General features: G+C 46.5%; 26 protein-coding genes. 13 read left to right on the top strand and 13 right to left on the bottom strand.

Translation table 11 applies throughout. The features are described 5' to 3' along the window. Positions 1–53 precede the first annotated feature (53 nt). Positions 54–839, bottom strand: coding sequence for an NAD(P)-binding domain-containing protein (locus BKB51_RS15350; RefSeq protein ID WP_085901994.1), 786 nt, complete (start codon positions 837–839; stop codon positions 54–56). 277 nt (positions 840–1,116) lie between these two features. On the opposite strand from BKB51_RS15350, the gene BKB51_RS15345 reads away from it, so the two are divergent. After that, positions 1,117–2,505, top strand: coding sequence for a dipeptidase (locus BKB51_RS15345; protein WP_085901993.1), 1,389 nt, complete (start codon positions 1,117–1,119; stop codon positions 2,503–2,505). Positions 2,506–2,576: 71 nt separating this feature from the next. Here the strand turns inward: BKB51_RS15345 and BKB51_RS15340 are convergent, their stop codons facing one another. Continuing rightward, on the bottom strand, positions 2,577–3,533 hold the full coding sequence (locus tag BKB51_RS15340; protein WP_218044053.1) for a YeiH family protein: 957 nt from the start codon (positions 3,531–3,533) through the stop codon (positions 2,577–2,579). 12 nt (positions 3,534–3,545) lie between these two features. Between BKB51_RS15340 and BKB51_RS21350 the strand changes: the two genes are divergently transcribed. The 3 genes from BKB51_RS21350 (at position 3,546) to BKB51_RS15325 (ending at position 6,100) form a co-directional block, all read left to right on the top strand. Next, positions 3,546–4,103, top strand: coding sequence for a hypothetical protein (locus tag BKB51_RS21350; RefSeq protein WP_198946774.1), 558 nt, complete (start codon positions 3,546–3,548; stop codon positions 4,101–4,103). A gap of 72 nt (positions 4,104–4,175) precedes the next feature. Beyond that, the gene (locus BKB51_RS15330) at positions 4,176–4,640 is read left to right on the top strand and encodes an Lrp/AsnC family transcriptional regulator (protein ID WP_046506422.1); all 465 of its coding nucleotides are present in this window, start codon (positions 4,176–4,178) and stop codon (positions 4,638–4,640) included. 158 nt (positions 4,641–4,798) lie between these two features. Beyond that, positions 4,799–6,100, top strand: a complete 1,302-nt coding sequence (locus BKB51_RS15325; protein WP_085901990.1) for an NAD(P)/FAD-dependent oxidoreductase — start codon at positions 4,799–4,801, stop codon at positions 6,098–6,100. A gap of 1 nt (position 6,101) precedes the next feature. On the opposite strand, the gene BKB51_RS15320 is transcribed toward BKB51_RS15325, so the two are convergent. After that, positions 6,102–6,722, bottom strand: coding sequence for a LysE family translocator (locus BKB51_RS15320; protein WP_085901989.1), 621 nt, complete (start codon positions 6,720–6,722; stop codon positions 6,102–6,104). Positions 6,723–6,921: 199 nt separating this feature from the next. On the opposite strand from BKB51_RS15320, the gene BKB51_RS15315 reads away from it, so the two are divergent. From BKB51_RS15315 to BKB51_RS15305, 3 genes are all read left to right on the top strand, one after another. Beyond that, positions 6,922–8,088, top strand: a complete 1,167-nt coding sequence (locus BKB51_RS15315) for an aminotransferase class V-fold PLP-dependent enzyme (RefSeq protein ID WP_085901988.1) — start codon at positions 6,922–6,924, stop codon at positions 8,086–8,088. A gap of 177 nt (positions 8,089–8,265) precedes the next feature. Beyond that, on the top strand, positions 8,266–9,249 hold the full coding sequence (locus BKB51_RS15310) for a GlxA family transcriptional regulator (protein WP_085901987.1): 984 nt from the start codon (positions 8,266–8,268) through the stop codon (positions 9,247–9,249). A 95-nt stretch (positions 9,250–9,344) separates the two neighbouring features. Beyond that, positions 9,345–9,815, top strand: a complete 471-nt coding sequence (locus BKB51_RS15305) for a hypothetical protein (RefSeq protein WP_085901986.1) — start codon at positions 9,345–9,347, stop codon at positions 9,813–9,815. A 9-nt stretch (positions 9,816–9,824) separates the two neighbouring features. Here BKB51_RS15305 and BKB51_RS15300 read toward each other — a convergent pair whose 3' ends face one another. The 4 genes from BKB51_RS15300 to BKB51_RS15285 all read right to left on the bottom strand — a co-directional run bounded on the left by BKB51_RS15300 (position 9,825) and on the right by BKB51_RS15285 (position 13,891). Continuing rightward, positions 9,825–10,790 (bottom strand): metal ABC transporter permease, encoded by a 966-nt coding sequence (locus tag BKB51_RS15300; RefSeq protein WP_085901985.1) that lies wholly within the window; start codon positions 10,788–10,790, stop codon positions 9,825–9,827. Further along, complete coding sequence (locus tag BKB51_RS15295) at positions 10,790–12,004, bottom strand: metal ABC transporter permease (protein WP_085901984.1); 1,215 nt, start codon at positions 12,002–12,004, stop codon at positions 10,790–10,792. Before BKB51_RS15295 ends, BKB51_RS15300 begins: the two co-directional genes overlap by 1 nt. Positions 12,005–12,073: 69 nt before the next feature. After that, positions 12,074–12,886 carry a metal ABC transporter ATP-binding protein gene (locus BKB51_RS15290; RefSeq protein ID WP_085901983.1) on the bottom strand — a complete coding sequence of 271 codons (813 nt, stop codon included), beginning with the start codon at positions 12,884–12,886 and terminating at the stop codon, positions 12,074–12,076. 21 nt (positions 12,887–12,907) lie between these two features. Beyond that, positions 12,908–13,891 carry a metal ABC transporter solute-binding protein, Zn/Mn family gene (locus BKB51_RS15285; RefSeq protein WP_245813286.1) on the bottom strand — a complete coding sequence of 328 codons (984 nt, stop codon included), beginning with the start codon at positions 13,889–13,891 and terminating at the stop codon, positions 12,908–12,910. 288 nt (positions 13,892–14,179) lie between these two features. On the opposite strand from BKB51_RS15285, the gene mntR reads away from it, so the two are divergent. The 3 genes from mntR (at position 14,180) to BKB51_RS15270 (ending at position 17,467) form a co-directional block, all read left to right on the top strand. After that, positions 14,180–14,647 carry a manganese-binding transcriptional regulator MntR gene (gene mntR / locus BKB51_RS15280; protein WP_085901981.1) on the top strand — a complete coding sequence of 156 codons (468 nt, stop codon included), beginning with the start codon at positions 14,180–14,182 and terminating at the stop codon, positions 14,645–14,647. Between the two features lie 190 nt (positions 14,648–14,837). After that, positions 14,838–15,443 (top strand): superoxide dismutase, encoded by a 606-nt coding sequence (locus BKB51_RS15275; RefSeq protein WP_085901980.1) that lies wholly within the window; start codon positions 14,838–14,840, stop codon positions 15,441–15,443. Positions 15,444–15,718: 275 nt separating this feature from the next. Then, entirely contained in the window at positions 15,719–17,467 is a 1,749-nt protein-coding gene (locus BKB51_RS15270) for a hypothetical protein (protein WP_085901979.1), read from the top strand. A gap of 98 nt (positions 17,468–17,565) precedes the next feature. On the opposite strand, the gene BKB51_RS15265 is transcribed toward BKB51_RS15270, so the two are convergent. Next, positions 17,566–17,916 (bottom strand): hypothetical protein, encoded by a 351-nt coding sequence (locus tag BKB51_RS15265; RefSeq protein ID WP_125911853.1) that lies wholly within the window; start codon positions 17,914–17,916, stop codon positions 17,566–17,568. Positions 17,917–18,145: 229 nt separating this feature from the next. On the opposite strand from BKB51_RS15265, the gene BKB51_RS15260 reads away from it, so the two are divergent. After that, positions 18,146–19,348 carry a phosphoglycerate kinase gene (locus BKB51_RS15260; protein ID WP_085901977.1) on the top strand — a complete coding sequence of 401 codons (1,203 nt, stop codon included), beginning with the start codon at positions 18,146–18,148 and terminating at the stop codon, positions 19,346–19,348. Positions 19,349–19,386: 38 nt separating this feature from the next. On the opposite strand, the gene BKB51_RS15255 is transcribed toward BKB51_RS15260, so the two are convergent. The 4 genes from BKB51_RS15255 to BKB51_RS15240 all read right to left on the bottom strand — a co-directional run bounded on the left by BKB51_RS15255 (position 19,387) and on the right by BKB51_RS15240 (position 23,429). After that, on the bottom strand, positions 19,387–19,746 hold the full coding sequence (locus BKB51_RS15255) for an AzlD domain-containing protein (RefSeq protein ID WP_085901976.1): 360 nt from the start codon (positions 19,744–19,746) through the stop codon (positions 19,387–19,389). Further along, positions 19,743–20,480 carry an AzlC family ABC transporter permease gene (locus BKB51_RS15250; RefSeq protein ID WP_085901975.1) on the bottom strand — a complete coding sequence of 246 codons (738 nt, stop codon included), beginning with the start codon at positions 20,478–20,480 and terminating at the stop codon, positions 19,743–19,745. Before BKB51_RS15250 ends, BKB51_RS15255 begins: the two co-directional genes overlap by 4 nt. Positions 20,481–20,604: 124 nt before the next feature. Further along, the gene (locus BKB51_RS15245; protein ID WP_085901974.1) at positions 20,605–22,173 is read right to left on the bottom strand and encodes a PAS domain-containing sensor histidine kinase; all 1,569 of its coding nucleotides are present in this window, start codon (positions 22,171–22,173) and stop codon (positions 20,605–20,607) included. Next, positions 22,173–23,429 (bottom strand): DUF2336 domain-containing protein, encoded by a 1,257-nt coding sequence (locus BKB51_RS15240; RefSeq protein WP_085901973.1) that lies wholly within the window; start codon positions 23,427–23,429, stop codon positions 22,173–22,175. Before BKB51_RS15240 ends, BKB51_RS15245 begins: the two co-directional genes overlap by 1 nt. Positions 23,430–23,783: 354 nt before the next feature. On the opposite strand from BKB51_RS15240, the gene BKB51_RS15235 reads away from it, so the two are divergent. Beyond that, the gene (locus tag BKB51_RS15235) at positions 23,784–24,044 is read left to right on the top strand and encodes a hypothetical protein (RefSeq protein ID WP_085901972.1); all 261 of its coding nucleotides are present in this window, start codon (positions 23,784–23,786) and stop codon (positions 24,042–24,044) included. Positions 24,045–24,120: 76 nt separating this feature from the next. On the opposite strand, the gene BKB51_RS15230 is transcribed toward BKB51_RS15235, so the two are convergent. Then, positions 24,121–24,546: an Lrp/AsnC family transcriptional regulator gene (locus tag BKB51_RS15230; protein WP_085901971.1), complete on the bottom strand. Its 426-nt coding sequence runs from the start codon at positions 24,544–24,546 to the stop codon at positions 24,121–24,123. 173 nt (positions 24,547–24,719) lie between these two features. Here BKB51_RS15230 and ctlX point away from each other — a divergent pair, with 173 nt between their 5' ends. Then, on the top strand, positions 24,720–25,682 hold the full coding sequence (gene ctlX / locus BKB51_RS15225; RefSeq protein ID WP_085901970.1) for a citrulline utilization hydrolase CtlX: 963 nt from the start codon (positions 24,720–24,722) through the stop codon (positions 25,680–25,682). Positions 25,683–25,709 lie beyond the last annotated feature (27 nt).

Raw genomic sequence — 25,709 nt, 5'->3', positions numbered from 1 at the left:
CAAAGCTACTGCGAGAGGCAAATAGATCTAAATCATCTGGAAGGAGCTTTTTTCTATTCAGTAAGCTTTTTATGCACATGTTCCAGAGCTTGATTCCAGGCGGTAAAGCCCTGTTGCTTTTTAAGGAGTTTCAGCCCCTCAAGAGTAAAAGTTCCTTCTGTGGCAATTTCACCGGTGATGTCGGCGAGTTTTTGATCTTCTTTTTGTAACGCGTAGGCGGTTGCGCCTCTGATGTTGTGCAAAATGACGTTTCGAGCTTTGTCTTGGGAAAGGCCTTTTTCTTCTAACCAGTCTGTCATCATTCCAAAAAACTCATAAAGCCATCCGTTCATACAGGATGTGGTTAAGGCCAGATCAAAATCATGCTCGGAATCAAAGCTGATTGGTGTGCCAGTATAATCTGCTAACTTTTCCACCGTTGGGTTCGGGGGGTAGATAGGAACGACACCTTCACCAGCTTCGATGCTGCAAACAGGAATCATACGGATGAGTGTTTTGGGTAAATGACCAGCTACTGCGTAGTGGTCTGCAATTGTTTTTCCGGCAACTGCGGTGATCACAATTTGATTATCCCGGAAAGATAATGTTTCCAGCAAACCGGGTAGTTGTTCAGGCTTGACAGAGAGTAGAACGATGTCTGATTTGTCTATAACATCCTGGTTATCCTGTGCGATTAAGCAACCATGTTCCTTTGAAATTCTCTCCGCAGTTTGTGCATTTCTGGGGGATAGATAAATTTCCCCTTTGTAACGTCCCTTTCTAAGGGAACTTGTGAAATAAGAGGCAAAATACCCAACGCCCAAAATGCCGAGTACAGGATTTGTCATATCTTTGCTCATCTACTCATTCTTTCCCTGCAAGTGCTTGTTAATATTTTTGTAAATCCCGATAACTGTAAGTGGATTATTTCTGTTTGCCTATCTTCGATTTCAGAGAAATGCCTTTTGGAAACACAACTTGCCTAGCCGAGTTAGGTTCTGCTAGCTTGAGGCAATTATTCATTCCGCTAATTCTCGTTCTCTGAAAATTTTATATCGATGATTACAGGGTGTTATTGCGGAACCAACGTGCCTTGTTGAGGCTAATAAAGAAAAACTAAACGCTAGGAGCATAGGAATGAGCGCTCTGGATCAAGTGTTGTCCCACGTGGATGACCATCTGGAAGAATCTATCGACAGATTATTTGACCTTGTCAGAATTGAAAGTATCTCGACTGACCCTGCCTATAAAGCAGAATGCCAAAAAGCAGCAGAATGGCTAGAGCGCGAGCTTAAAGAGCTTCAGTTTGATGCCTCTGTACGGCCAACTCCAGGCCATCCTATGGTTGTTGCGCATACGCCAGATCAAGATTCTGGACCACATGTACTCTTTTACGGGCATTATGATGTTCAGCCTGTTGACCCGTTAGAGCTTTGGGATAATCCACCTTTTGAACCGACAGTAAAAGAACTGCCAGACGGTAGCAAGGAACTGACAGGTCGCGGTACATCTGATGACAAGGGGCAGCTTTTGACCTTTGTGGAAGCTTGCCGGGCCTGGCGTGCTGTAACAGGTAAATTGCCGCTGAATGCGTCGATGATTCTTGAGGGCGAAGAAGAAACGGGTAGTCCAAGTCTGGATGATTTCCTCGCTACGCATAAAGACGAGCTAAAGGCAGATCTGGCGCTGGTCTGTGATACAGGCATGTGGGACAAGGATACACCTGCTATTACAGTACGCTTGCGCGGAATGATGAAAGAGAACCTTGTTATCAAAGCTGCTGATCGTGATTTGCATTCCGGTGGTTATGGTTCTGCAGCGCGAAATCCTTTGCATGTTTTGTCCAAGATTATTGCCGATCTTCGTGATGACAAAGGGCGAGTTCAAATTCCCGGGTTTTATGATGGTGTTGGCGAATTGCCTGCCGATATCAAAAAACAATGGGATGAACTGGGCTTTGATAGCGAAGAGTTCTTGGGCGAAGTTGGCCTTTCCCTGCCTGCAGGGGAAGAGGGTTATTCTGTGCTTGAACAGCTGACATCACGCCCGACCTGTGAAGTGAATGGTATTTGGGGTGGATATAACGGCGAAGGATCCAAAACGGTTATTCCAGCCGAAGCAAATGCCAAGTTCACCTTCCGCTTAGTGGATCAGCAGGAGCCGGCCAAAATTCGTGAGGCATTCCGTAGCTTTATAGAAGCTCGTTTGCCTGCGGATTGTTCCGTTGAATATGAATCCGTCGGGGGAGAATTTGGTCCCTTGGTTGTTGATACGGACATGCCGGAAACACAGAAGGTGATCAAAGCGCTTTCTGATGAATGGAATAAAGAAGCAGCCTTGATTGGATCTGGTGGCTCTATTCCTATTACAACTGAATTCCGCCGTGTTTTGGGAATGGAAACTCTTCTGGTTGGCTTTGCATTGGAAGATGATCGTATCCATAGTCCCAATGAGAAATACGACCTCAAGAGCTTCCACAAGGGTATTCGCTCTTGGGTCCGTATTATCGCGGCATTGGGCGCGTAGGTATTACAAAAGGCGGCTTCTATATTTAAGCCGCCTTTTATTTTGCCCGTGTTATATTTGTTCGTTTCCGGTCAATGTATCAGATAAACACTGCCCAATATCAAACCTGCAATAACTGCTGTCTCTATCACGACAAGTATCAAAGCCTGGTGGCCTATTTGTAAAACATCCCGTAAAGATGTTTTCAACCCGACTGCTGCAATAGCGGTAATCAGACACCAGCGGGAGAGCTCGGACAGTTGTGTGATTACTATTTCTGGTAAAACACCTATTGAGCGCAGGCTTGTGAAAAAGACAAACCCGACCAAAAAGAGGGGCGGCAGATAGGCCTTTATTTTATTCGAGCTGGTCTGTTTGAAGATTGTGGTCACAAATAAGGTAATCGGGATGAGAAGTGCAACGCGAAACAGCTTTGCCACCGTTGCGGCATCACCGGCTTCTGGTGAGATGGAATAACCAGCACCAACGACCTGGGCAACATCATGAATCGTTCCACCAATAAAAAAGCCCGCCTCTGTTGATGTCATTCCCAGCCATAGAGCGAGCGGAGGGTAAAGAATCATAGCCAGAGTGGATAAGGTTGTCACAGCAACAACAGCAAAAAGTGTTGAACGTTCTTTGGTAGGAGAGGCCGGCATTGCGGCCGAGATGGCCAAAGCTGCAGAAGCTCCACAAATTGCCGTCGCGCCACCCGTGAGAAGGCCAAACCTTTTATCAAAGCCAAAGAATTTTGCCAGCAGGACGCCAGATATAATTGTGATGATGACAGCTATTACTAATATGCTTGCCGATGTAAGTCCTAGCTGAGAAATCTGGTCCAGACCTATGCGAACGCCAAGAAGTGCAACACCGATACGCAGTACATATTTACTGGTGAATTCGATACCGGGTTTGGCAGGAGATCCCTCAATCAGGGAATTTAAACTCATGCCAAAAAGCAGGGCGTAGAGGAGCGTTGGCCCACCGTGATGATCTGAAATGAATGTTGCTGCAAAAGAGAGAATGACTGCCAGAAGAATGCCGGGCATCAGGATCTTCGTTTGGGCGTACTTTTCGTTCCCTGTGCTAAGAATAGGCATTTTTGTGCTCAATATATTTTTGATGGGCTGTATCGCATTTTATCGGCGATAGCTATTTCCCGAGACCCTAAAGGAATTTTTGATAAAAATCTCAAAAATTTCACAGTTCAATCAAAACGATCACAAAAGCGTATTTTGGAAACCAGAGCGTTTCCCAAAGATACCTATAGCCAAAGAAGAGGTGGTTTGTCAGGCGAGATTTGTTTTTGTGTTTTCCCTGATACTATCTTGTTTTGCCAGGTTTCGCAGGCGGTTTTGAACCATACGGTCATGCAGTTTGGTTACCAATTTGCTGCCTGTTTTTTCAAAAGCACCGGGGATAAAGGCGTGGCAAAGACAAACAAAAAAGCCGATACACATATGGAATGCAAAATACAGAGCTTGTCCCATGTGTTGAAAATAGGTTTCGTTTACGGATTGTGGGTGATCGAGAAAGAGCCCGTCGATAACTTTTTTCATCTGTTCCACCAAGTTTGTATATTATTTTTTGTGCGTGGAAGTAGTTTAAATCAGAAGTAGATAAAATTTTTTCTCATATTTCATAGGCAATGTGGTAAAAGTTGGGAAAATATCTCAAGAATAGGGCCTGTTATGAAATTAGATGATGTTGACCTTCGAATTTTAAAGGAACTACAGCGTGATGCCAGCCGCCCGGCATCGGAAATTGCCGAGCTGGTCAATCTGTCGACCAATGCCTGTTGGCGGCGCATAAAGCTATTGCAGGAATCAGGCGTTATAAAAAAGCAGGTTGCCTTGGTTGACCCGGCAATGGTGGGAAAAGAGTTGACGGTTTTTGTTGAGTTGAGAACGGCGCACCACGGGGATGGTTGGCTGGAGAGTTTTTCTGAAGGTATTAGCAAGATTGATGAGGTGGTTGAATTTCATCGTCTAAATGGAAACGTGGATTATCTGTTGAAGATTTTGGTGTCGAGTATCGAAGATTATGACCGGGTTTATAAAAAGATTATTCGAACGGCACCGCTGCATGATGTGACGTCTTATTTTTCTATGGAAAAGATCAAGGAAACCACAGAGGTGCCACTGGATAAAAGATAAGGTTAGAGGAGGGGTGTACAGTTGGTTTTCTGAAGTGTTAAGCAGAGAGGTCAAACTTTCTGCTTCCCACGACTTCATGGTCATGACAGCATATGATTTGAGGCTACATTTTACTTCTTATGTAAGCCGCCTTTCCTTCCTTTTGGCAGAGCAAGATCATGGCCGGATCTGAAACCTTCACACATCAACCCTTCTGGTGGTCTGATTCTCGTTTTCAACCAGACGATTACGTTCAATCTGATCGTCCACCTAAGAAGGCTGATGTTGTTATTGTTGGTGCTGGCTATACAGGGCTTTCCGCAGCACTTACCCTTGCGCGCGCCGGGCGGTCTGTTGTCGTCCTGGATGCAGAACGTCCGGGATGGGGATGCTCGGCGCGTAACGGCGGGTTATTGGGTCCTAGTTTTCATAAGCTTGGGCTTAAGGGCCTAGAGCGTGCCTATGGAAAAGAAAAGGCACGTGCCATTATGCTCGAAAGTCTGGATTGTATGCGGTCCTTGATTTCTTTCGTCGAAAAAGAAGAAATTGACTGTGAATTGGTCATGCGGGGACGGTTTAGGGGCGCAGTTCGCCCTAATCATTATGACAATCTCGCCCGACAAGTTGAGGTTATGCAAAGGGATCTTGGCCTCAATGCGCACATGGTCGCTAAATCTGAGCAACATCATGAAATAGGGTCTGGTCTTTATCATGGCGGGGCTGTTTATGAAGATGATGGCACGTTACAGCCGGCATTGTTGTTGCAGGGACTTTTGAGAAAAGTCACAGAAGCCGGTGCTAAGGTATACGGTGAGCAATCCGTACAGGACATTTCCGGTTCTGAAGGTAAGCTCGTCGTCTATACAAAGACCCATTCTTTGGCAGCATGTAATGTGATCGTGGCAACAAATGGCTATACGCCTAAAAATTTGCAATGGTTTCGTCGACGTATTATCCCGATCCGATCGGCGGTGACAGCAACGGAAGAGTTGCCACCGGAAAAAATTCTCGAACTTTCGCCTAAATTAAGGGGCCATGGTGATACGCATCGTCTGGTTTTTTATTACCGACCATCGGCCGATGGAAAGCGTATGATTTTTGGGGGCAGGGCAAAAGATCTTAAGGACAATCCACAAGAGTACGTAACTTACCTCGGGAACGCGATGAGGCGAATTTATCCGCAGCTACAATCGGTAAAGATTGAGTATGCCTGGTCTGGAGTTGTTGCCTATACTTTTGACCATGCTCCCCATGTCGGGAAAATTGATGGTGTGTATTATGCCATGGGGTATTGTGGTTCGGGTATTGGTCGTGCCGTCTATTTTGGTCGAAAAACAGCATTAAAGATTTTGAACGATCCTGAGGGGCGAACCGAACTGGATGATCTGCCTTTTGAAAGCAGACCACTGTATACCGGATACCCCTGGTTTATGCCCTTTATGATCCGCTGGCATGCTTTTGCGGACAAAATGGGGTGGTAGTTTATCTTTGGGCCGAAGCGAGCAGGGCACCAAAGCTAACAAAAGTAACGCCAAGGACGCGTCGAACAAGACGAATGCGTTTCACACTACTCATGAAATTTTTCAAACGTCCGCCCATAAGGGCAATTGTCAGGTGATTTAAGAAGCACAGGACTGCATAGGTTGCGGATAAGATTGTCGCCTGAAATAGGGCTGAGCCTTCTACACTCATAAAGGGAGGAAACAAGGCAAGAATAACGACAATCGCCTTGGGATTGGTGAGTGATACAATCAGGGCAGTGGAAAAAAGTTTGTGTTTTTGAGGAGGAAGTGTGTTTTGCCCCTCCTCTATCAAGCCGCTTTTATCTCTCCAGGTTTTAATGCCAAGCCAGATCAAATAGGCAGCGCCAATGAACTTTAGAACTGTGAAGGCGATAGCTGAGGTTTCCATGATCGTGCCCAAGCCCAAGGCAGCCCCAAAGCCAAGGATAAATAAACCGAGTGCATTACCTGTCGCTGACCAGATCGTCGCGCGTCCCCCAAACTTGAGTGTGTTGGAAAGGGCAAGGAATACAGCTGGACCGGGGCTAATTGCAGGGGCAAGACTGACGGCAATGAAAAGAAGCCATACTTCTAATGTCATGGGAAAACTCGATTTAGGGACGTGATTGATTAGGTATAATATCCTGCGCCTCTTTTTTTCCTCATGCAAGTTTGTTGAGAGCATAGGGCGATTTTTGCGCTTTTGTCACAATTCCTAATCCGAATTGATCCTTTTTGTTGTGCACTGGGTTTCGTAGTCTCAGGAGAATTTATTTTGAGATACTGCTAAGGATTTAATAATGGCTGGTCGTAATTCACTCTTTATACCGGGTCCAACAAACATGCCGGAACGTATTCGTTTGGCGATGGATATAAACACAGAAGACCACCGTGCTATGTCAGCGCCGGATTTTATGGTGCCACTGTTCGAAGATCTGAAAAAAATCTTCCGAACAGATAAAGGTGAAGTGATTGTTTTTCCGTCATCCGGGACCGGTGGCTGGGAAGCGGCCATTACCAATACTCTTTCACCGGGCGACAAGGTTCTTACGGCGCGGTTTGGACAGTTTTCAAGTCTTTGGATTGATTCATGTCGTGCACTTGGTATTGAGGTTGAAGACATGGATGTGCCGTGGGGCGAGGGTGCTCCGGTGGGGCAAATTGCCGAACGTCTTGCAGCTGATGCCCAGCATGAGATCAAAGGCGTTATCGTCTGTCACAATGAGACGGCAACGGGTGTTACATCTGATATCAAGGGTGTTAGAGAGGCTCTGGATGCCTGTAACCATCCGGCGTTGTTGTATGTGGATGGTATCAGCTCAATAGGAGCCATTGAATTTGAAATGGATGCCTGGGGTGTTGATCTTGCTGTCGCTGGGTCGCAGAAGGGCTTTATGCTGCCAACAGGTCTTGGCATCGTGGGTGTCAGCCAAAAGGCACTTCAAGCTGGCGAAACGGCATCTTGCCCGCGGTTCTATTTTGATTTCAAAATGATGATTAATCAGACCCGTACCGGTTTTGGCCCTTACACTCCTGCGATGGGACTGTTGAGAGGCTTGCGTGCTTCTGTTGATGTTCTGTTGGAAGAGGGTATGGAAAAGGTGTGGCAAAGGCATCACCGTCTGGCAGAAGGGGTGCGGCAGGCCGTTGCAGCATGGGGATTGTCAACCTGTGCCAAAACACCTGCTTGGCAATCGGATACTGTTACGGGTGTTATGGTTCCTGAACATATTGACGGACAGGAAATCGTTAAACGGGCCTATCAGGATTATAACCTTTCTCTCGGTGGAGGGCTTACCCAAGTTGCCGGAAAGCTATTCCGGATCGGGCATCTTGGCGATTTGAATGAGTGTATGCTGTTTAGCGCACTTGGCGGAGCCGAAATGGTTATGCGCGATATGGGAATGGATATCGAGCCGGGTAAAGGTGTTGGTGCGGCGATTGAATATTGGCACCAAAACAAGTAGCCAGATGATGTGTCTAATTTATGAAAGGCTGTCTGTTTCAGGCAGCCTTTCTTGTTTCTGCTATTGAAACCTTGGGCAAGGCCGCTTAGAAGAGGTGTGTGTCGTTTTGTGTGAAAAGCGACAGAATCCAGTTATCGTAACTGTTGCTCACATCAGTCATTCGTAGAAGAGAATAAAATGTTTCCAGAACCCAAAGAAGGCAAAACCCGACGTGTTGGCTTTTTGCTCTTGCCCGGGTTTTCGATGAATTCTTTTACCTTTGCAATGGAACCCTTGCGCGTTGCAAACAAGGTTGCACGCGAAGAACTCTATGACTGTCCGGTTTTCTCTCTGGATGGAAAGAATGTCGAAGCGTCGAATGGATTGCGTCTGGAAGTGCAGGGGGATCTGGCCTCTGCGAGTGAGCCGGAAAATATCATTCTTTGTGGCGGGCATAATATATCCGGCTTTGATACCAGTGACTTTATGCCGTGGCTGAGAACTGTGGGGCGTCAGGGTAAGGTTATCGGTGCGCTTTATACGGCATCATATTATCTGGCCAAAGCCGGGTTGGCCGATAAAACCAAATGTGCGGTCCATTGGGAATATCTGTCAGCCTTCAAGGAAACGTTTCCCGAAATTGAAACATCCAATGAGCTGTTTGAGGTCAGTGCAAAGGGTTTTACCTGTGTTGGGGGCACGGCTGGTCTGGATATGATGTTGAACTTTATCTCTGACTTGCATGGTTTTGAGTTGGCCAGAATGGTCGCGGATCAGTTTGTACACGAACGTATTAGAGATCGGCGAGAGTTTCAGTACTTTGGCCTTTCCGCACGTTATTCCATTCAGGATCAACGTTTATTGCGGGTGATCCAAATTATGGAAGATCACTTGGAGGAGCCTTTGAGCCTTGAAGAACTCTCCAAGATTGCGGGTTCATCGCGCCGTCAGTTGGAGCGAATGTTCAGCAAGCAATTTAATAAGTCTCCGGCCAGATACTATAGTGAGCTGAGGCTCTATCGATCACGACAGTTGATCATGCAAACCAAGATGCGAATTATCGAAGTGGCTCTAGCCTGTGGGTATAACTCGTCTGCGCATTTCTCGCGCTGTTATCGCAACTTCTTTGGCTGTACACCGCTTTCTGAACGCAAGCTCCCAAGTCAAAGTCAGAAGCTATAACTTGTATTTTCTCGGCTACGTATATCTACGCTGATCCAATTTTTGCCTCTTTTCGCTTATACTGTTCTTTAACGAACAAGAAATGAGGTTGCGTTATGAAACGTCTAATCAGAAAAAGTTTTGCTGTGGCCATCGTGCCAACAGTTCTTGGTTTTGGCGCTGTTGGACTTGTCTCTCTGTCGCCCGCTTACGCGTCACAAACGTCGCAAGAACAAGCCATTGAGGATGTGATCAGTGAAATCGAGCGGACAGTGATTAACCGCTATTTCGGTAAAGATGATCAGACGTCTCAAGATCACAAGAAGAATAAAGGGAAGGGCAAGAAAAAAGGCCTGCCACCCGGTTTGGCTAAAAAGGAGGCTTTACCCCCCGGATTGCAAAAGCAGCTGGATGAAAAAGGTTCACTTCCGCCGGGCCTAGCCAAGCGTGATCTGCCTGATGATTTGCAAAGCAGCTTGCCGCGCCGCGCAAACAGTCGATTTGTTATTGTGGATGACGATGTTGTTCTTATCGACATCCTGACCAATAAGGCGCTGGATGTTCTTGAAAACGTTTTAAAGAAATAAACACTTAATTTAAATTTCGGCGGGCTCCCGGAGTGCTTTACGTTGCTTCAGGAAGCGCCCGAACGTCCCGTGGTTCGGGGCAAAAATCATTGAAAAAGCCTGTAACAGGAAAGCAACAACGGCAATCATGCCGGCTGCATTCAATGCATAGTTCGCGCCGATTAAAAAGGGACCAAAAGCGGCAATCAAATATCCCAGGCATCCAGATAAAAGTGCGACGACAGAGGACAGGATGATCTGGGAGCTTAGTTTATCTGTCCACATGCGTGCGGTTGCGGCGGGGCAGATGAACATGGCTATGACAAGGATTGATCCGACGGCATCAAATGCGGCAACAGCAGAGGTTGCGGTCATAATGATCAGGCCGATGCTGATATAGCGGGCATTGAAGCCCAGGGACGTTGCCATGGCGGGATCAAAGGTTGATATCTTCAGTTCTTTGAAAAAGAGAATAATGACAAGCAGAACAACAAGGGTGACACCGCCAAGCCTGCTGATACTTCCCGGCATCTGTGCCAGGCCATCTGCTGATAAAATATCAGACCAGTCATTCAGCCCGAACCAGAGAGTAGATTCCAGATTTCCATAAAGCGCGTGTTCCACATCAAGGTGAACACCTGAGGCACCGGTCTGTTCCAGAATAAGTACGCCAAGGGCAAACATAGATGTGAAGACCACTCCCATGGCCGCGCCGGGTTCCACATTGCCAAGCCGACGGATGACTTCGATCAAGAGCGCGGATATCAGGGCAGCGCCCAAAGCGCCGAGGAGCATGGGTAATGTATCCAGCGTTCCTGACAAGAGGTAGCCGACAACAATACCGGGTAGAACGACATGGCTCATGGCATCCCCAATCAGGCTCTGACGCCTTAGGACAAGGAAATTGCCGGGCAAGCCACAGCAGAGACCTGCAAGAGAGGCAACCAATAGTGCCGGGAAATCTATTTGTAGAAAATCTGCGAGAGGTAAATCCATTAGCCGATTTCCTTCTTTGGACTGTCAATTGACATTTCCAACTCTTTAATCAAGTCGCGTGGGAGAATGTCGGTAATCATGGCAAGTGACCAGCGGTTTTGAGCGAAAGCTTCTTCCGGGTAGTCATTGAGATACTGATTCCAAAGTGCTTGATCTCTGGACATGGTTACTACGGTCTTTTTGCCCTTCTCCGTCAAAGCCCGGTCACTGTTCAAAACACCTTCACGTTTCAACAGTAATGAAGCCAGAAATGACAGATTTTCTTGGCCTTTGTCGAGGGATAAAAGAGCGCGTCGACGTGTGATTTTAAGTCTGAAGGAGAACTGTCTTAAGGCGGTTGCAATGATGCCTCGTTTGGGAGCAAAGAGCAGCGAAAGTGTAAAGAGGGCCGTGGCGGTCAATACTATTGTTGCTCCAGAAGGCAAGTCTGGAGTAAGCGCGGATAGGGCTGCGCCAAGATAACAACTCATCCCGCCAGTAACGGCAGAGATCGCGACCATAATGCCCAAACGGTCAGTCCAGAAACGGGCGGCAACTGGTGGAATAATAACAAGTGCAATGATTAGAATGAGGCCGACGGTTTTAAGGCCAATGACAACCACGGCAAGTAACAGGGCCATCATAAGAAGATCAATTTTACTCACGGCCCAACCACGTGATGCTGCGTAATCCGGATCGAAACATACCAAGCCAAACTCTTTCATGAACAGAACAGCGAGCACGGTTATGACAAGGGCTGAAATAGCAATCATTTCGGCTTCACTTTGCAGCATGCTGGCTGTTGAACCTAGTAAATAGCTTTCCAGACCGGCCTGGCTCCCGCTTTTCAAGGTTTGGATGTAGCTCATCAACACGACGCCCAGACCAAAGAAGGAACTCAGCACAGTACCAATAGCTGAATCTTCAGGAAGGCGCGTGTTATCTTTGATCCATTGGACCAATAAGACGCCCAGAATGCCGCTTAGGGTAGAACCTATCATAAGGAAAGGAAGGCTTTTCCCCGTCCCGGTCAGGGCAAGGGCAACCAGAAAGCCGAGCGTGATTCCGGGAAGGGTTGCGTGACTGATCGCATCACTGATCAAGGCACGTTTGCGTAGAAGAGAGAAGACACCAACAACTCCCCCGGCGGTGCCCAGTAAGCCAGCACCGAGAAGGACAACATTCGTGTTGTACCCACTTTGGAAAGTTAGGATTTCAAAAAGTTCCTGAAGCACGATTTTGCCTTTGGCATTTTCTGGTTTTTAATGTGTTCTGGGGATTTAACGCTGAGTGTTCTGGCTAGATCACTGCCCTGCGAGTGACATCAGTCCTGACAATTCAGAAGGTGCAAGACGACCACCGTAGGCACGTTGCAGGTTTTCAGATGTAAAGGTTTCGTGCATCGGACCATAGGCTACAGGCCTTACATTGAGAATTAGCGCGTGATCGAAGTAATCCGGTGCGGACTGCAGGTCGTGGTGAACACAGATTACCGTCTTCCCCTGGTCTTTTAACTTTTTCAAAACGTTAATAATGGCACGTTCCGTTGCGGCATCTACACCGACAAAAGGCTCGTCCATGAAATAAAGCGATGCGTCTTGTGCGAGTGCACGGGCAAGGAAAACACGTTGTTGTTGTCCGCCGGATAGTTGCCCGATCTGTCGATCTGCGAAGTCGGCCATGCCAACTTTTTCCAGATAGGACAGGGCCTGTTCCTTGTGACCTTTTCGAACTGGCTTTAGCCAGCCAATCTCGCCATAAAGGCCCATGGTGACAACATCCAATGCAGAGGCGGGGAAATCCCAGTCCACGCTACCCCGCTGAGGAACGTATCCAATAAGTTTACGTTGTTTGTCCACGGGCTTGCCATAAACCGTTATTTCCCCGGATAACTTGGGGATCAAACCAAGAGCAGCTTTGATAAAGGTTGATTTTCCTGCGCCATTGGGACCGACAACCGCAACCAACCCCTTTTCTGGGGCAACAAACGAGAGATCCCAGACCACTGGCTTGTGGTGATAGGAAACAGAAAGGCCTTCGATTGCCAAAGGGGCTTTCTTGGCAGCATCTGTGCTGAGGGATGTACTCGGTTGTAGTTTCAATAGTTTCGCGATCATCGGAAAATTTCCTATACAGCCTTAGTTAGCTGTGTGTTGCGTCAAGGTCAATTGTTTGCTCATGCCAGCCAAAGGAGCTTCGCCACCAAGGGCGCGGCTAATCACAGTTGCATTGTGATCAAGCATGCCAATGTAAGTACCTTCGTAAGTTCCCGCAGGCCCCATGGCATCTGAAAACAATGTTCCGCCGATTGTTATGTTATGACCACGCGCTTTAGCACCTTCGATCAAAGCTTTCACATTGCGATCAGCAACAGAACTTTCGACAAAGACGGCTCTGATTTTACGAGTGACGATCAGGTCGACCAGATTTTCTATTTTTTTCAGACCAGCTTCACTTGCCGTGCTCAAGCCCTGAATACCTACAACTTCAAAGTCATATGCTTTGCCAAAATAGTTGAAAGCATCGTGAGCAGAGATAACAACACGTTCGTTTTGAGGCACACTTGCGAGAACGGTTTCAACATATCCATTGAGCTGTTCAAGTTTGATCAGGTATTCCGCAGCATTTTTGTCATAGAAATCAGCATTTGCAGGGTCGAATTTTTTGATTACGTCGAGCGCCTGGCTTGTGACCGCCATCCACTTACGCACATCCATCCAGACATGGGGATCGTTTTTGTCTTCGTAATCCTGACTGGTCAATAGCAGCGATTTGTTGATTGTTTCTGCCAAAGGAACCACTGGTTTCTTTGTCGCCATGCGTTCCAGCGCATCTTCCATCTGAGCTTCCAGATAGAGGCCGTTGTAGAGAACAATATCTGCTTTTGTCAGTGCAGCGACATCATATCTATTCATCCGATATGTATGGGGGTCGACCCCTTCGCCCATGAGACTGTCGACTTCCATTTTGTCCCCAACGATATGGCTGGCGACATCTGCGATCTGGGCAATAGTTGTAACTATAACAGGTTTATCGGCCCGAGCTAACTGGCTGGAAGCGATGAGAATAACGGCTGCCAAGATAATCTTGGGTATGAAAGTAAAGGATCTAAGTAGCATCATCAGTTTCTTTTTAATCTGTCTGCTTCGGGGCGTTAATGGCGATAGAATCGAGTCGTGGTTGAATATAACGGCTTTGATGCCGATAGGTAAATTTGTAGCCTAGGCTACATTTGGTGTCAACGGCATAATGTTTCAAGCTTATCTTATTTATTTTGCAGGTAATAATCTTAAGTTGATTTTGGTGGATGTTTAAGTGTGCTTGCTCTTTTACATCCGGGATTCTTTCAGGTAAGTAAGGGCAACGCAGAGTTAATATTAGATGAGTGGCGGAAGGTTATATTTAAGTCCATGACATCAGTGACTGACCCAGAGACTAATCCTGAGGCGAATATAGAATTGGAAGACGCTGAGCAACAGGCAGCAAAGTTTGAGCGTGTTCGCGAAGCCCATAAAACAGAAGTCGCCGAAGACTATGTTGAATTGATCGATGATTTGATCAATGCAAACGGTGAAGCGCGTGTTGTTGAATTGGCGGAACGTATGGGGGTCAGTCATGCGACCGTCAATAAAATTATCCAACGCCTTCAGCGCGAGGGGTTGGTTATTTCAAAACCTTACCGATCAATATTTCTGACAGATGAAGGACGTGCTCTGGCACAGGCTGCGCGCCGACGACATGAAATTGTGGTGCGCTTTTTAAAGGCCGCCGGGGTGAGTGATGCAACGGCAGAGATTGACGCCGAGGGTGTTGAACACCATGTGAGTGAAGAGACACTTGAATGTCTTTCTGCTTTAACACTTAAAATCGAGAAATAAGCCGCTTTTTCTTTTTAATTTCCTGTTTGCTCCCCTGACTTATCTGTGAGCAGTTTTTCTTTTCTTTTTAGTTATTCGGAACTGAAAATCATATAGGTGCGATTTTCGCTTTTGGTACAGGGGGTAAACGGGCTAAAGTGCGGCAGAAATTCGAACACTGAAAACGAAACTAAAGAATTGGGGAAATCTCATGGCTCTTGAATTACCAGCCCTTCCATATGCTTATGACGCTCTGGGACCATATATGTCTGCAGAAACTCTTGAGTTTCATCACGACAAACACCACAACGCTTATGTTGTGAACGGTAACAAGCTACTGGCAGGTTCCGACCTAGAAGGTAAATCTCTGGAAGAGATCGTTAAAGGCTCTTTTGGTGATGCATCCAAAGCTGGCATTTTCAACAATGCTGCACAGCACTGGAACCACATTGAGTTCTGGAACATGATGAAGCCAAATGGCGGCGGCGCAATTCCTGGTGAACTTGAAAAAAAGATCATCGAAGATTTTGGTAGCGTTGATCAGTTCAAAGCTGATTTTGTAAATGCTGGTGTTACACAGTTTGGTTCCGGTTGGTGCTGGCTTGTGCTGGACGACAGCGGCAAGCTTGCTGTGACCAAAACAGCAAACGGTGAGAACCCGTTGGTGACTGGTGGTCACGCGCTTCTCGGCTGTGATGTTTGGGAACACTCTTACTACATTGATTATCGCAATGCGCGTCCAGATTATGTTAAGGCTTTTGTTGATAGCCTTGTTAACTGGGAATACGTTGCTGAGCGCTTTTCAAAAGCCGGTTAATCGCGATCAGAATTTCTGATTGGCATTCATGAAAAACGGTCCGATTATCGGACCGTTTTTTTATATCTTTTGTTATCTGTTTAGCTAAGATTTTGGTGTGGTTTTATCGGTTTTTTTGTTTGAATTTCAATGAGACGATCAAGGTGGTTTTCTTTCCCTGATCTTCCTGTTATTTTGCCAATACTTTTACAAAGTGTGTTTGAATCAATTTGGTGACCAAGTGGGTAACTATTCTGCTTGAAATAGGGCCTGCTTGAAATGGGGAAAGAAGTCGTATGAGAGCATTAGGGCGTATTGCCGGAACGATGGTGGCTATTGTGGCTGGTTTTAGTTCTATGGCAGGAAAAGTTCATGCTCAGGATTTGGCTGGCGAACCAGCGCCAAATCAACTTATTGCTTTTGACGGGCTTGAGTATGCTGGTGCCGCGAAGGTTTTTGAACTCTCTGCCGACCAACTCTATTCTTTTGTGCCTTCTCTTGGTGATCTTTCGGGCCGTGTTTCATCCCTAAAACTTGGTTCGCAAGTTGGCGCGATGTTTTTCCAGGGTCCTTTGTTTCAAACAACGGACAAATCCTGCGCACCTCTTTTGGGTAGCAAGGAAGAACCACACCTGTTGTGGCAGGGACCATCAGCTGATCTTGTCCCGTTGAAGAGGGTAAATGATGCGCCGGTTTCAATGGCTGCGCCACAAGATGATACCTATTCATCCATGATCATCTATCGTCGTGATATGGGGCCGCCGCCCGGTGTTCTTATGTTGCAACGTTTAAACACCTATAGTCGTGGCTGTGCAAATGTTCTTGAACAGTTGAATTACCGACGTGCCTTTATTCCTGCTTGGGATAACGGGCGTACAGGCTATTGCCAAAATCTGGTCGGCCCAACGACCTATGCCGGGGAGCGTGGAACGTTCCGGTTTAATGATAGTGATCAGTTGGTCTTTATGCATCCAGAAGCAATGGATCAGGCTTATCAATCTGTTCGCCACCGTGTACGGGCGACCTTGTATGATTTTCCCGATTGTCAGGGAAATCACGTTACCTTTCCTTTTAAAGCGGAAAGTATCCGCAAGTTTAACCTTGCCGACTATGGATATAAAGGGCGCGCGCGTTCTGTGAAGGTTGAGTATGTATCTGGCCCGGCATCTGCCTTGTCCGGGTTAGTTGTCGCAAGTACATCACCTAAAACTGTTGTGGCTAACGCAACAGTCCCAGCTCCAGCTAAGACGGTTACGCCTCAAACTGTAGCAGAACAACCAAAGACAGCGTCACAAGCACCTCAGACTTTTGTTGCACCACAATCTGGTTCAACGCAAGAAGCTCCTGTTGTCAAGAAGAGCGTGGAAGTCCCTCAAACTGCTGCAGTGCAAAAAGCGGTACCTCAAACACAAGCGGCACCTGCGGAACCTCAAACATTTGTCGCTCCGGAACCTCAAACATTTGTTGCGCCCGAACCTCAGGTATTCACCGCACCGGCACCAGCCGAGACGTTCCAAGCACCTGCTTATAGTTCGGCGGATTCAGATTTGCTTGCGGCAGGTATAACACCTGCTGGTGACGATGCGCTAATTCCTCAGCCGACACAGGCGACAGAAGGTGAGCTGGAGCGACAGGCAATTACATCACAGTCAGAGAACCCGCTCTTTACGCCTTCGTATCAACTATTCGAGGCACAGCCTGCTGAAAATGTTGAAAGCCAGCCTCTGAATTCTGGTAGCTCTACAGAGCAGGGGAGCTTGCCGACGGAGACTGCAGAACGCTTTGTGAGTCCTTCGGTAGGGGGAACCACTTACGAGTTTCCTGTTTTTGATGCCTATCGCCTGAATTATTGTCTAACGCCGGGAACAAATTGCGGAGAGCCTGCTGCGCGTGAATGGTGCAAGAAAAAAGGCCATGAAACAGCAGTTGCCTGGGTTAGAGACGACAACATTGGCTCGCTTTTCCCGACGATTAACATGGGCTCAAAAGAAATTTGTTCAAACTATCGCTGTGATGGTTTTAAAGAGCTAACTTGCTCAAAATAAGATTCTTAGCTGAACCTTAGAGATATTATTGTTTCTTGGTATTTTCAAGCAGGGTTGGCACTACGGGTTGAGTCGATGCCAATCCTGTTTTTGTATGTTTACGATGTGGTGAACGCACTGTAAATTTCTTCTCGTAAGGCATCGTGCTTTTTTATTGCTTCGTCTCCTTGATCAGGACCATCATAAAGACCGAGTTCCCTCAAGAGGATAAAGAAGCCACTACGTGGAATGGCGGGTTCGCCACGGCTAACAGCAAGGGGAGCCAGCGAGAGAGCGCCACTGCTGTGATCTGTTCGCATGATGTCTTCGAGTTTATGGGTTAGTTTGTGAATGATTTGGGGGCCAGGAATTTCGGCCTCTATTGCCAGCATGCGATAACTGATTGTCTGGTGCTTTTGCGCGGTATTCTTCAGAACGGCTCTTATTTTTTGTTCCATGACGTCATTCACGAAATGCATTCCTCTTTTTTGATCTACCTTTGATCCAGACTTAATGTCGTTTAAGGGCGTAACAAGCCAAATCTTATTGTTAGCTAGAGCCAGATAGCCCACTTCGGGCTTGAATTTGATTGAGTGACTCTGTACCACTTCCTTTAAATAACAAGCTAGTTGTAAATAAGAAACCATTTGGGCGCCAGAAGTCTCACCAAAAGTCTCATAAGAACAACAGGAAGTAATTATGTCCCAATTTAAAACTATTGACGATCTTGAGTTGAGCGGAAGGCGTACGCTTGTCAGAGTAGATTTTAACGTACCGATCAGGGATGGCAAAATCACCGATAACAGCCGTATTGTTCGGGTATTGCCAACAATACGTGACCTAAAGGCGCAAGGCGCAAAGATAGTCCTGATGGCTCATTTTGGCCGCCCCAAAGGTAATGTTGTTCCAGAAATGAGTTTGGCACCGGTTGTTGAAGGGCTTTCTGATGCCTTGGGTGGGGAAAAGGTTGTCTTTGCGAACAATTGTATCGGCGCTGAAGTGTCTACCCAGATTGATGCCTTAGCAAACGGGGAAATACTATTACTTGAAAACCTCAGGTTCCATGCCGGAGAAGAAGCCAATGATGCTTCCTTTGCGCAGGAACTTGCAAAACTTGGTGATGTCTATATTAACGATGCTTTTTCTGCGGCACATCGCGCACATGCCTCGACGGATGGTCTGGCCCGATTACTTCCTGCGGCGGCGGGTCGTTTGATGCAAACTGAACTTGAGCATCTCTCACAGGCTTTGGGGCAACCCAAACGCCCTCTTGCTGCCTTGGTTGGCGGGGCAAAGGTATCAACAAAACTGGACCTGCTTAGTAATCTTGTGGGGAAAGTTGACGTCCTGGTTATTGGTGGTGGCATGGCCAACACATTCTTGAATGCACAAGGTATTGAAGTCGGACGTTCGCTTTGCGAGCATGAAATGGCGGATACAGCACGTGCTATTCTAAAGGAAGCTGAGGCACAAAATTGTAAAGTTATGTTGCCTTCTGATGTTGTCGTTGCGGAAACGCTGGCTGAGAATGTTCCAACATCTACTGTCGAGACATCATCGGTTCCTGATAACCAAATGATTTTGGATGCAGGTAGCCAGACAGCACAAGAAATAATTGCTGAATTAAAAAACTGTAAGACACTGGTTTGGAACGGCCCGCTTGGTTGCTTTGAAACAGAGCCATTTGATGCTGCGACAAATTCAGTTGCTCAGGCCGCTGCAACTTTGACCGTATCGGAGGAATTGCTTACCGTTGCTGGTGGTGGTGATACCGTTGCCGCGTTGGTCCATGCAGGGGCTGATGAGAATTTTTCTTACATCTCGACCGCAGGTGGTGCCTTCCTCGAATGGTTGGAAGGAAAGACTCTTCCCGGGGTTAAAGCCTTGGAAGATGCGGCTTAAGGTCCAAAAAGCTACGATTTAGCAGCGAACTGGGATCTCTAAAGAGGTCCCAGTTTTGCCATCAAGACCAGTGCCGTTGCACCAGCTGTGACGCCAGCGAGTAGATTTTTTCTCGTAAGAAAGAATACAGCGAGAGAGATGATTGTTGCGCCAGCACGCTGTTCCAGACCAAGTTCCGCCAGCGGGCCTATGGGGAGAAGGATCATGCGAGCGATTAAGCCAGCGAGTAAAGCATAAGCAACACAGGTAACCCATCGGAAAACAGCACTGTCTTTATCCATTTTTCCAGACACGGCAACACCCAATCCACGCCAGAAGTAGGTAACAGCAGCTGCAACTCCTAATGCAGCCATAGGAGCCATAAAGTCGGCACTTAACAAGTTGTCTAGCTCGTTCATTGTGATTGGGCCTTCTTGTGTTTGTGTTCACTGATCAAGAAAGCAACTGTGCCGGCAACAAGTCCGGTGATGAGTAAGCTCCAATTTGGTGTGAGCAAGAAGGTCAATGGCCCCAGGATGGCACCGAGAATGAGGGCTGTCGGCCGGCCGGGCTGGGTGAAGTCAGCAAGAAAAACCAGCATGAAATAAACAGGATTTAAAAAAACCAGCCCCATCGTTACTTCTGCAGGTAACAGGCCGGGGAGGTGATATCCAATGTATGTTGCGAGCATGCAAACAGACCACAGGGGAACGACAAAGCCGGTAAAGTAAGGAAGACGTTGTTCTTCAGGCAATCTCGGACACTGTTTCATCGCCGCGGCCCATCCGGTAACCGCGATGAAATTGCTCATGAAATAATAAACAATTTTAGGTGTTTTCTTGTTGCGGATGAAGGGCATCAAAACAATTGTCATCGGCATCAGCCGGCAATTAATCAAGCCAACCGCTGCGGCAATCGCAAAGAGGGATGCATTGATTGCGTAGAGTTCCATCGTGGCGATTTGCCCGGGGATAGCCCAGTTAACAGCCGTTGAAATAAGGGCGTGCCATACTTCCAGCCCAGTTTCGCTTACCAGTGCACCAAAACCCATATAGGTGCTGCCCAGTATAAGCGCAGGGATTGTGAGGGCATCTTTGGCCCCCTGGATATAGGCGGCTCGGATAGAGCCAAAATTGTCAGGTGTGTTGTGCATACCCGGTTTCAGACTCCGGACTAAAAAGAAGAGAGCAAAAGCCTAGCACAGGGAATGGAATGAAAGCATCTGTTTTGTGCAGTGCAAAATATTTAAAATCAAAGACAGTATGCTGTGGGATGTTCTAAGAAGGTAGTATTCTGGAGCCTGGCAATACACACTTAACCGAAGTCCCTTCACCTGGGTTGCTGGTCATTTCCAACTCGCCGCCGTGTAATCGGACTAATCCCTGAGCTAGAGGAAGACCAAGGCCTGTTCCATCGAATTGCCGGCTTAAAGTGCTGTCGATCTGTGCAAAGGGTTCAAATGCTTTCGGGATATCTTCTTCGGACATGCCAATGCCCGTATCCATGACGATGAATTCAAAATCACCATCATCATTTACGCCGCCAGCAAGTTCGACAATGCCACCAGATGGCGTGAACTTCACAGAGTTTGCGAGTAGATTGATGAGAACTTGTTTCAGTTTACGCTGATCTGCATGCAGCATGGGAAGTTTTGACGGTAAAGAGAGTTTTAGCTTCAACCCGGCATTTTCTGCGCGTTCAATCATCAGGCGTTGAACGGACACAGCCAGTTTCAGAGGGTCTGTGGCATCTTCAAGTAACTCAAGCTTTCCTGCCTCAATCTTTGCCACATCAAGGATGTCATTAATCACGCTCAAAAGGTGGCGGGCAGAGGTATGAATATCATGGGAATATTCATGATATTGTTTGTTTCCAAGAGGCCCCAGAAGCTGTGATGACATCATTTCGGAAAACCCGATAATGGCATTCAAAGGAGTTCGGAGCTCGTGGCTCATATTCGCCAGAAACTCTGACTTTGCACGGTTGGCGACTTCAGCCGTTTCTTTGGCTGTTCTGAGCGCGCCTTGTTGATGTTGTTGTTCTGTAACGTCTCGGGCACTGCCGCGATACCCGGCATAAGCTCTGGTTTCGTTGGTATAAAAGGCGAGGCCACTGACCAGGAAAAGGCGTTCTTCGCCGGATCTGCTCAGAATTGTTAGCTGTTCATCTCTAAAAGGTTTGTGAGTGCCCGTGGCTTTTGTGTTGGCAAATATATGATCTGGTTCTTCTACAACCAGATCTTTGATACTGCGTCCCAGAAGCTCACTTGGGTGATATCCCAAGGCCTTTTGAACCTGTGGTGATACATAAGTAAAGTTCAGGTCTTTGTCTGTTTCCCATGTCCAGTCAGAGACCAAGCGGCTCATGTCATTCAGGCGGCTTTGTACAGAACCCAGAACTTCTTTTAGCTGAGCATTTTCATCATGAGGTTGCAAAACGACGGCAGTTGCGCCGGGGTGCATGTTCGTTGCATTTATAAAGTGATAAGAGGCCAGATAGTGCTGGGCCTTCTTATTAACAATGATTGTGTATTCATCAGGATTGCTGCCACCTGCAGATTTTATAGCCGCGATCTCTGCTGGGCTATAGGGAGGGGCAATTGCATTTTCAATTAAGCCTGCATCTTCCATTTCCGCTGCAATCGCTTCGTAGGCCTCGTTCGCAAATATAACCTGACCTTCATTGCTTATGACACAGGTAGGAGGGCCGTTGTGAACGATATCGTTCTTTAAGGCAGAGATAATTTCGAACGAGCCACTCAAATTATGGGGAAGGCCAGCGCTTTTGCTTTTTGTATCGCGATCTTTAGGGAGCTTCACGATACGACCCTTCGTTTCTTTTACCATCACGACGCCTTTGCCCCACTTGCTGATTTTTTATCTGTGGAAGCTGTATCAATTTCGCTGATTGCGTCTTGATATTTGGGGTCCATTCGCCAAGAATCTGTAATCAATTGGGCGTCATCTTTACTGACTTTGTCATAGATGAGCATCGCCCGGGAAAGATCCCGGGGGTCAGTTTTATGCCCTCGGGGGTTTCCTTTGCGGCTCAATAGAAAGATGGTCGCAAATGTTTGTTTTGGTATACCCATGGCAAGGCACAGAATTGCAATGCCTTCGCCTTTGGTCTCGTAAAGAGCTTTTCGTAAGCCGCCTGGCCTAAAACCACTCATTTCGCAGAACATACTTTCGAAGAGCTCTACTTCCCCTTGCCGAAGGGCTTGAACCAAACTGTCGACGGTTAGCAAATTGTTTTGTTTTAATTTCTGGGCGAGTTGTGTTGCCGGGGCGTGCGGTTGAGGAGAAACTCTATCCTGATCGACAAGTTTGTGAATGCCAGACTGGATCTTGTTATCGATTTCCTGGATATCCACCGGAAAATTCTTGAGGATGTGTGATCTTAGAGCGGCAGATACCCACCAGTACATTCGTTCAGCCAAATGAGCCGGCAGGTCCTCACGATTAACAAGCGGTTCTTGGAAATCATCAATGCGTCGGGACTGGTCGGCTAAATATTCCAAAGTAAGTTCTGAAATAGAAGCATTTTTGTTCTCGAGCAGTGTTTTGATGACGTCTTTTTTTCCTGTGTTAACAAGGGCGTCAGAAACGTCGCTGCTAAGTTCGTTTCGAAGAGCTATTGAAAGCTGATGTTGATGCGTGCGGGATTTAATAATATCGACCAGATCCTGATCCTGAAGGATATTACTATTCATTAAGATGGGACGGGCGACTTCAATGTCGTCATTTGCGAGCATTAAAATCAATTCATGAGGAACGGTTTTAGTTGAAGCTAACTCTTCACTTAAAGCTTGTCGTACGAGCTGCTCAACATCGCTTATCAGTTTGCCCAGGATATCAGTCATCAACGCCCTTTCCAGTTCGGAAAGAACGCGTTCTTCTTCAGAGAAAAGTTGCCCTATCGTACGCGCAAGCGTTTCCCGGCCTTTGACCGAGCGGTCTAGTGCCATCGACAGCAACTTTTGCAAGTTATTATCCTGGTTTTCCGGCAAGGGAACCCCCGCTTCCTTATACCCCGGTGCGCTACTTGCGCGTTCACAGCCATTATTGGCTGCATTGATCCTTATTATATCAAGAGAATCCACGCTTAAGTAGATTCACTTGTTAACAAACAATTACGTCAAAATTTATGAAAATAGTCTTAACTTTTTCGTTAATCTATTAGGTGATGTGTATGTGTTGACTTAATGGATACTAAATATAGTAGTTTAGGTGTGTAGTTGATGGCAAGTTCTGTATGGTTAACAAAAGTTTCATTAAAAGAATCGGCCTAAATATACAGTGAGAAAATCCAGAGTGATTAGTTGGTGATAACTTATGCGCTATAATTATGAATATTTATTCTCTTAAAAAGAGTTGCGGACTTGAAATGTTATCTGGTCCCGTTTTATTGAGTTGCGGTTAACGTATTATTTACAGGATTTGGTCATTCTTCTCTCATGAAAATTTCCAATAAAAGGGATGCTGGATTCTTTTCAGGTGTATCGCCTGATGGAATCACAAAACAGCAACCTTCTGAAATTAAGAAAGAAACAGCTCCTGCAAGATTGACGGTTCAAAAGGCCCTGAAGCCCTTTACCGGTGATCTCAGAAGTTTTGGTATTACAGAGCGCCTTAAAGAGCTTTTTGAAGCAGCAAAAATTGCAGCTGAATCGGGCAGGATACTCCCGCGTGGGTCGTTTCTGAACATTACTGTTTAAGGGCTAGGGGTACAATTTCCTGTCTTTGCGTTAGTGTCGTAGGCTACTGCATCAAGCTGTGCGTGTTTTCATTTATTTAAACAGAGCTCAAAAGCAGGCTGGTTTCGCTGTTAAGAATTCCATCGATACTCCGCACATTTCGCAGTACAGTATCGAACTCCTGTAAACTTGATACCTGTATTTCTGCGACGAGATCCCAGTTGCCATTCGTTGTATGCAGCTTTACCAGTTCTGGCATTCCTCTTAACTTCTGAATGACCTGGGTTGTTGATTTTCCCATTACTTCTATCGACATGATTGCTTTGATTAGATCAGGCTCGCTATCTTCTCTTACCCTGACGGTAAACCCCAACAGAGCGCCAGAATTTAAAAGTCGATCCAACCTGTTCTGTATCGTACCTCTTGATGCACCTAGAATTTCTGAAAGTTTAGAAAGCGGTGCGCGACCATCTTTTCTTAAGATGGCGATTATTTCCCGGTCCAGCGAATCAAATTTATGCATATGAAAGTGAGTTTTTAGCTAATTTATATTTTGAGTATAAAATATGTACAAAAATATGTAAATATTTGTAGATAATTGGCATATTAATTAAATTTTCTACCCTCTAAATTCTTCTTCTAATCCGAACAAATTGCTTGAGCAGAGTACTTTATTAGATAGAGGAAACTAAAGATATGTCGTTGTTAACTGCCCCTGATGGATCGCCTCGTCATGTGAGGAGTAGTCCTCAAACGCCGGTGGCCGTCATTGTTATACGGCCACATCATTTTGTTGCAAACCCTGAAACGGCTGTAGATAACAGCTTTCAGGACAAGATGGCGGGTGCAGGGCAGGAAGACAAAGTTGAGGCCTATCATGAAGTATCTAATGTTATTAAGGTGCTGAGATCGCATGGTGTAAAAGTTCATGTTTTTGAAGATGAAAGCTGCCAAACGCCTGATTCAGTTTTCCCAAATAACTGGTTTTCGACGCACGCAGGCGGACGTGTTGCTATTTATCCGATGTTTGCAAAAAACCGGCGAAAAGAACGTCGTACAGATATCATCGAGTTGCTTAAGAAAAACTACCGTGTTCAAGACATTGTTGATTATTCAGGGTTTGAGGAGGATGGGCTGTTTCTTGAGGGGACAGGGGCAATGGTTCTGGATCACATAGAGCGCGTAACCTACGTATGTAAATCCCGACGATCTGATCCGATTTTACTGGAACGGTTTTGCTCGCAGTTTAACTATGAGCCCATAATTTTTGAGGCTGTTGATAGTAAAGGTCATGCCGTCTATCACACAAATGTTTTGATGTGTATTGCAAGTGAGCTTGTCCTCGTTGGTGCAGAATTGGTGCGGGACAATGGTGATAGAGCAACGTTGATGAGAAGGCTTAAAGATACGGGACGGAAAATTCTTGAACTTTCCGAGGAGCAAGTTGCTTCATTTTCGGGAAATATGTTGGAAGTTCAAGGCGCAAATGGCCCGCTTCTTGTGATGTCAGAGACAGCCTATAGGGCTTTGAGTGGTGAACAGATAACTCAGATTGAACAGTGCCTTCCCATTGTGACCTTGGCTATTCCAACAATAGAGAAAGCGGGAGGCTCAGTCCGCTGTATGTTGGCTGGGGTTCATTTATCAAAACGCTTGTAGTGCTTGGAAGGTGTAATTTTTCTTGCT

Source organism: Kiloniella majae (assembly GCF_002118315.1).
In the GTDB taxonomy this organism is placed as follows: Bacteria; Pseudomonadota; Alphaproteobacteria; order Kiloniellales; family Kiloniellaceae; genus Kiloniella; species Kiloniella majae.
The sequence above is the reverse complement of the archived record's forward strand: the minus strand, read 5'-3'. Positions and strand labels throughout refer to the sequence as shown.

Excerpts from the sequence above, each read along its gene's own strand:
- BKB51_RS15325 (WP_085901990.1), top strand. The coding sequence starts at position 4,799 with ATGGCCGGATCTGAAACCTTCACACATCAACCCTTCTGGTGGTCTGAT.
- BKB51_RS15340 (WP_218044053.1), bottom strand. The coding sequence starts at position 3,533 with ATGCCCGGCATTCTTCTGGCAGTCATTCTCTCTTTTGCAGCAACATTC.
- BKB51_RS15270 (WP_085901979.1), top strand. The coding sequence starts at position 15,719 with ATGAGAGCATTAGGGCGTATTGCCGGAACGATGGTGGCTATTGTGGCT.
- BKB51_RS15260 (WP_085901977.1), top strand. The coding sequence starts at position 18,146 with ATGTCCCAATTTAAAACTATTGACGATCTTGAGTTGAGCGGAAGGCGT.
- BKB51_RS15255 (WP_085901976.1), bottom strand. The coding sequence starts at position 19,746 with ATGAACGAGCTAGACAACTTGTTAAGTGCCGACTTTATGGCTCCTATG.
- BKB51_RS15230 (WP_085901971.1), bottom strand. The coding sequence starts at position 24,546 with ATGCATAAATTTGATTCGCTGGACCGGGAAATAATCGCCATCTTAAGA.
- BKB51_RS15345 (WP_085901993.1), top strand. The coding sequence starts at position 1,117 with ATGAGCGCTCTGGATCAAGTGTTGTCCCACGTGGATGACCATCTGGAA.
- BKB51_RS15275 (WP_085901980.1), top strand. The coding sequence starts at position 14,838 with ATGGCTCTTGAATTACCAGCCCTTCCATATGCTTATGACGCTCTGGGA.
- BKB51_RS15305 (WP_085901986.1), top strand. The coding sequence starts at position 9,345 with ATGAAACGTCTAATCAGAAAAAGTTTTGCTGTGGCCATCGTGCCAACA.
- BKB51_RS15350 (WP_085901994.1), bottom strand. The coding sequence starts at position 839 with ATGAGCAAAGATATGACAAATCCTGTACTCGGCATTTTGGGCGTTGGG.
- BKB51_RS15250 (WP_085901975.1), bottom strand. The coding sequence starts at position 20,480 with ATGCACAACACACCTGACAATTTTGGCTCTATCCGAGCCGCCTATATC.
- BKB51_RS15330 (WP_046506422.1), top strand. The coding sequence starts at position 4,176 with ATGAAATTAGATGATGTTGACCTTCGAATTTTAAAGGAACTACAGCGT.
- BKB51_RS15310 (WP_085901987.1), top strand. The coding sequence starts at position 8,266 with ATGTTTCCAGAACCCAAAGAAGGCAAAACCCGACGTGTTGGCTTTTTG.
- BKB51_RS15245 (WP_085901974.1), bottom strand. The coding sequence starts at position 22,173 with ATGGTAAAAGAAACGAAGGGTCGTATCGTGAAGCTCCCTAAAGATCGC.
- BKB51_RS15235 (WP_085901972.1), top strand. The coding sequence starts at position 23,784 with ATGAAAATTTCCAATAAAAGGGATGCTGGATTCTTTTCAGGTGTATCG.
- BKB51_RS15290 (WP_085901983.1), bottom strand. The coding sequence starts at position 12,886 with ATGATCGCGAAACTATTGAAACTACAACCGAGTACATCCCTCAGCACA.
- mntR (WP_085901981.1), top strand. The coding sequence starts at position 14,180 with ATGACATCAGTGACTGACCCAGAGACTAATCCTGAGGCGAATATAGAA.
- ctlX (WP_085901970.1), top strand. The coding sequence starts at position 24,720 with ATGTCGTTGTTAACTGCCCCTGATGGATCGCCTCGTCATGTGAGGAGT.
- BKB51_RS15300 (WP_085901985.1), bottom strand. The coding sequence starts at position 10,790 with ATGGATTTACCTCTCGCAGATTTTCTACAAATAGATTTCCCGGCACTA.
- BKB51_RS15285 (WP_245813286.1), bottom strand. The coding sequence starts at position 13,891 with ATGATGCTACTTAGATCCTTTACTTTCATACCCAAGATTATCTTGGCA.
- BKB51_RS15320 (WP_085901989.1), bottom strand. The coding sequence starts at position 6,722 with ATGACATTAGAAGTATGGCTTCTTTTCATTGCCGTCAGTCTTGCCCCT.
- BKB51_RS15315 (WP_085901988.1), top strand. The coding sequence starts at position 6,922 with ATGGCTGGTCGTAATTCACTCTTTATACCGGGTCCAACAAACATGCCG.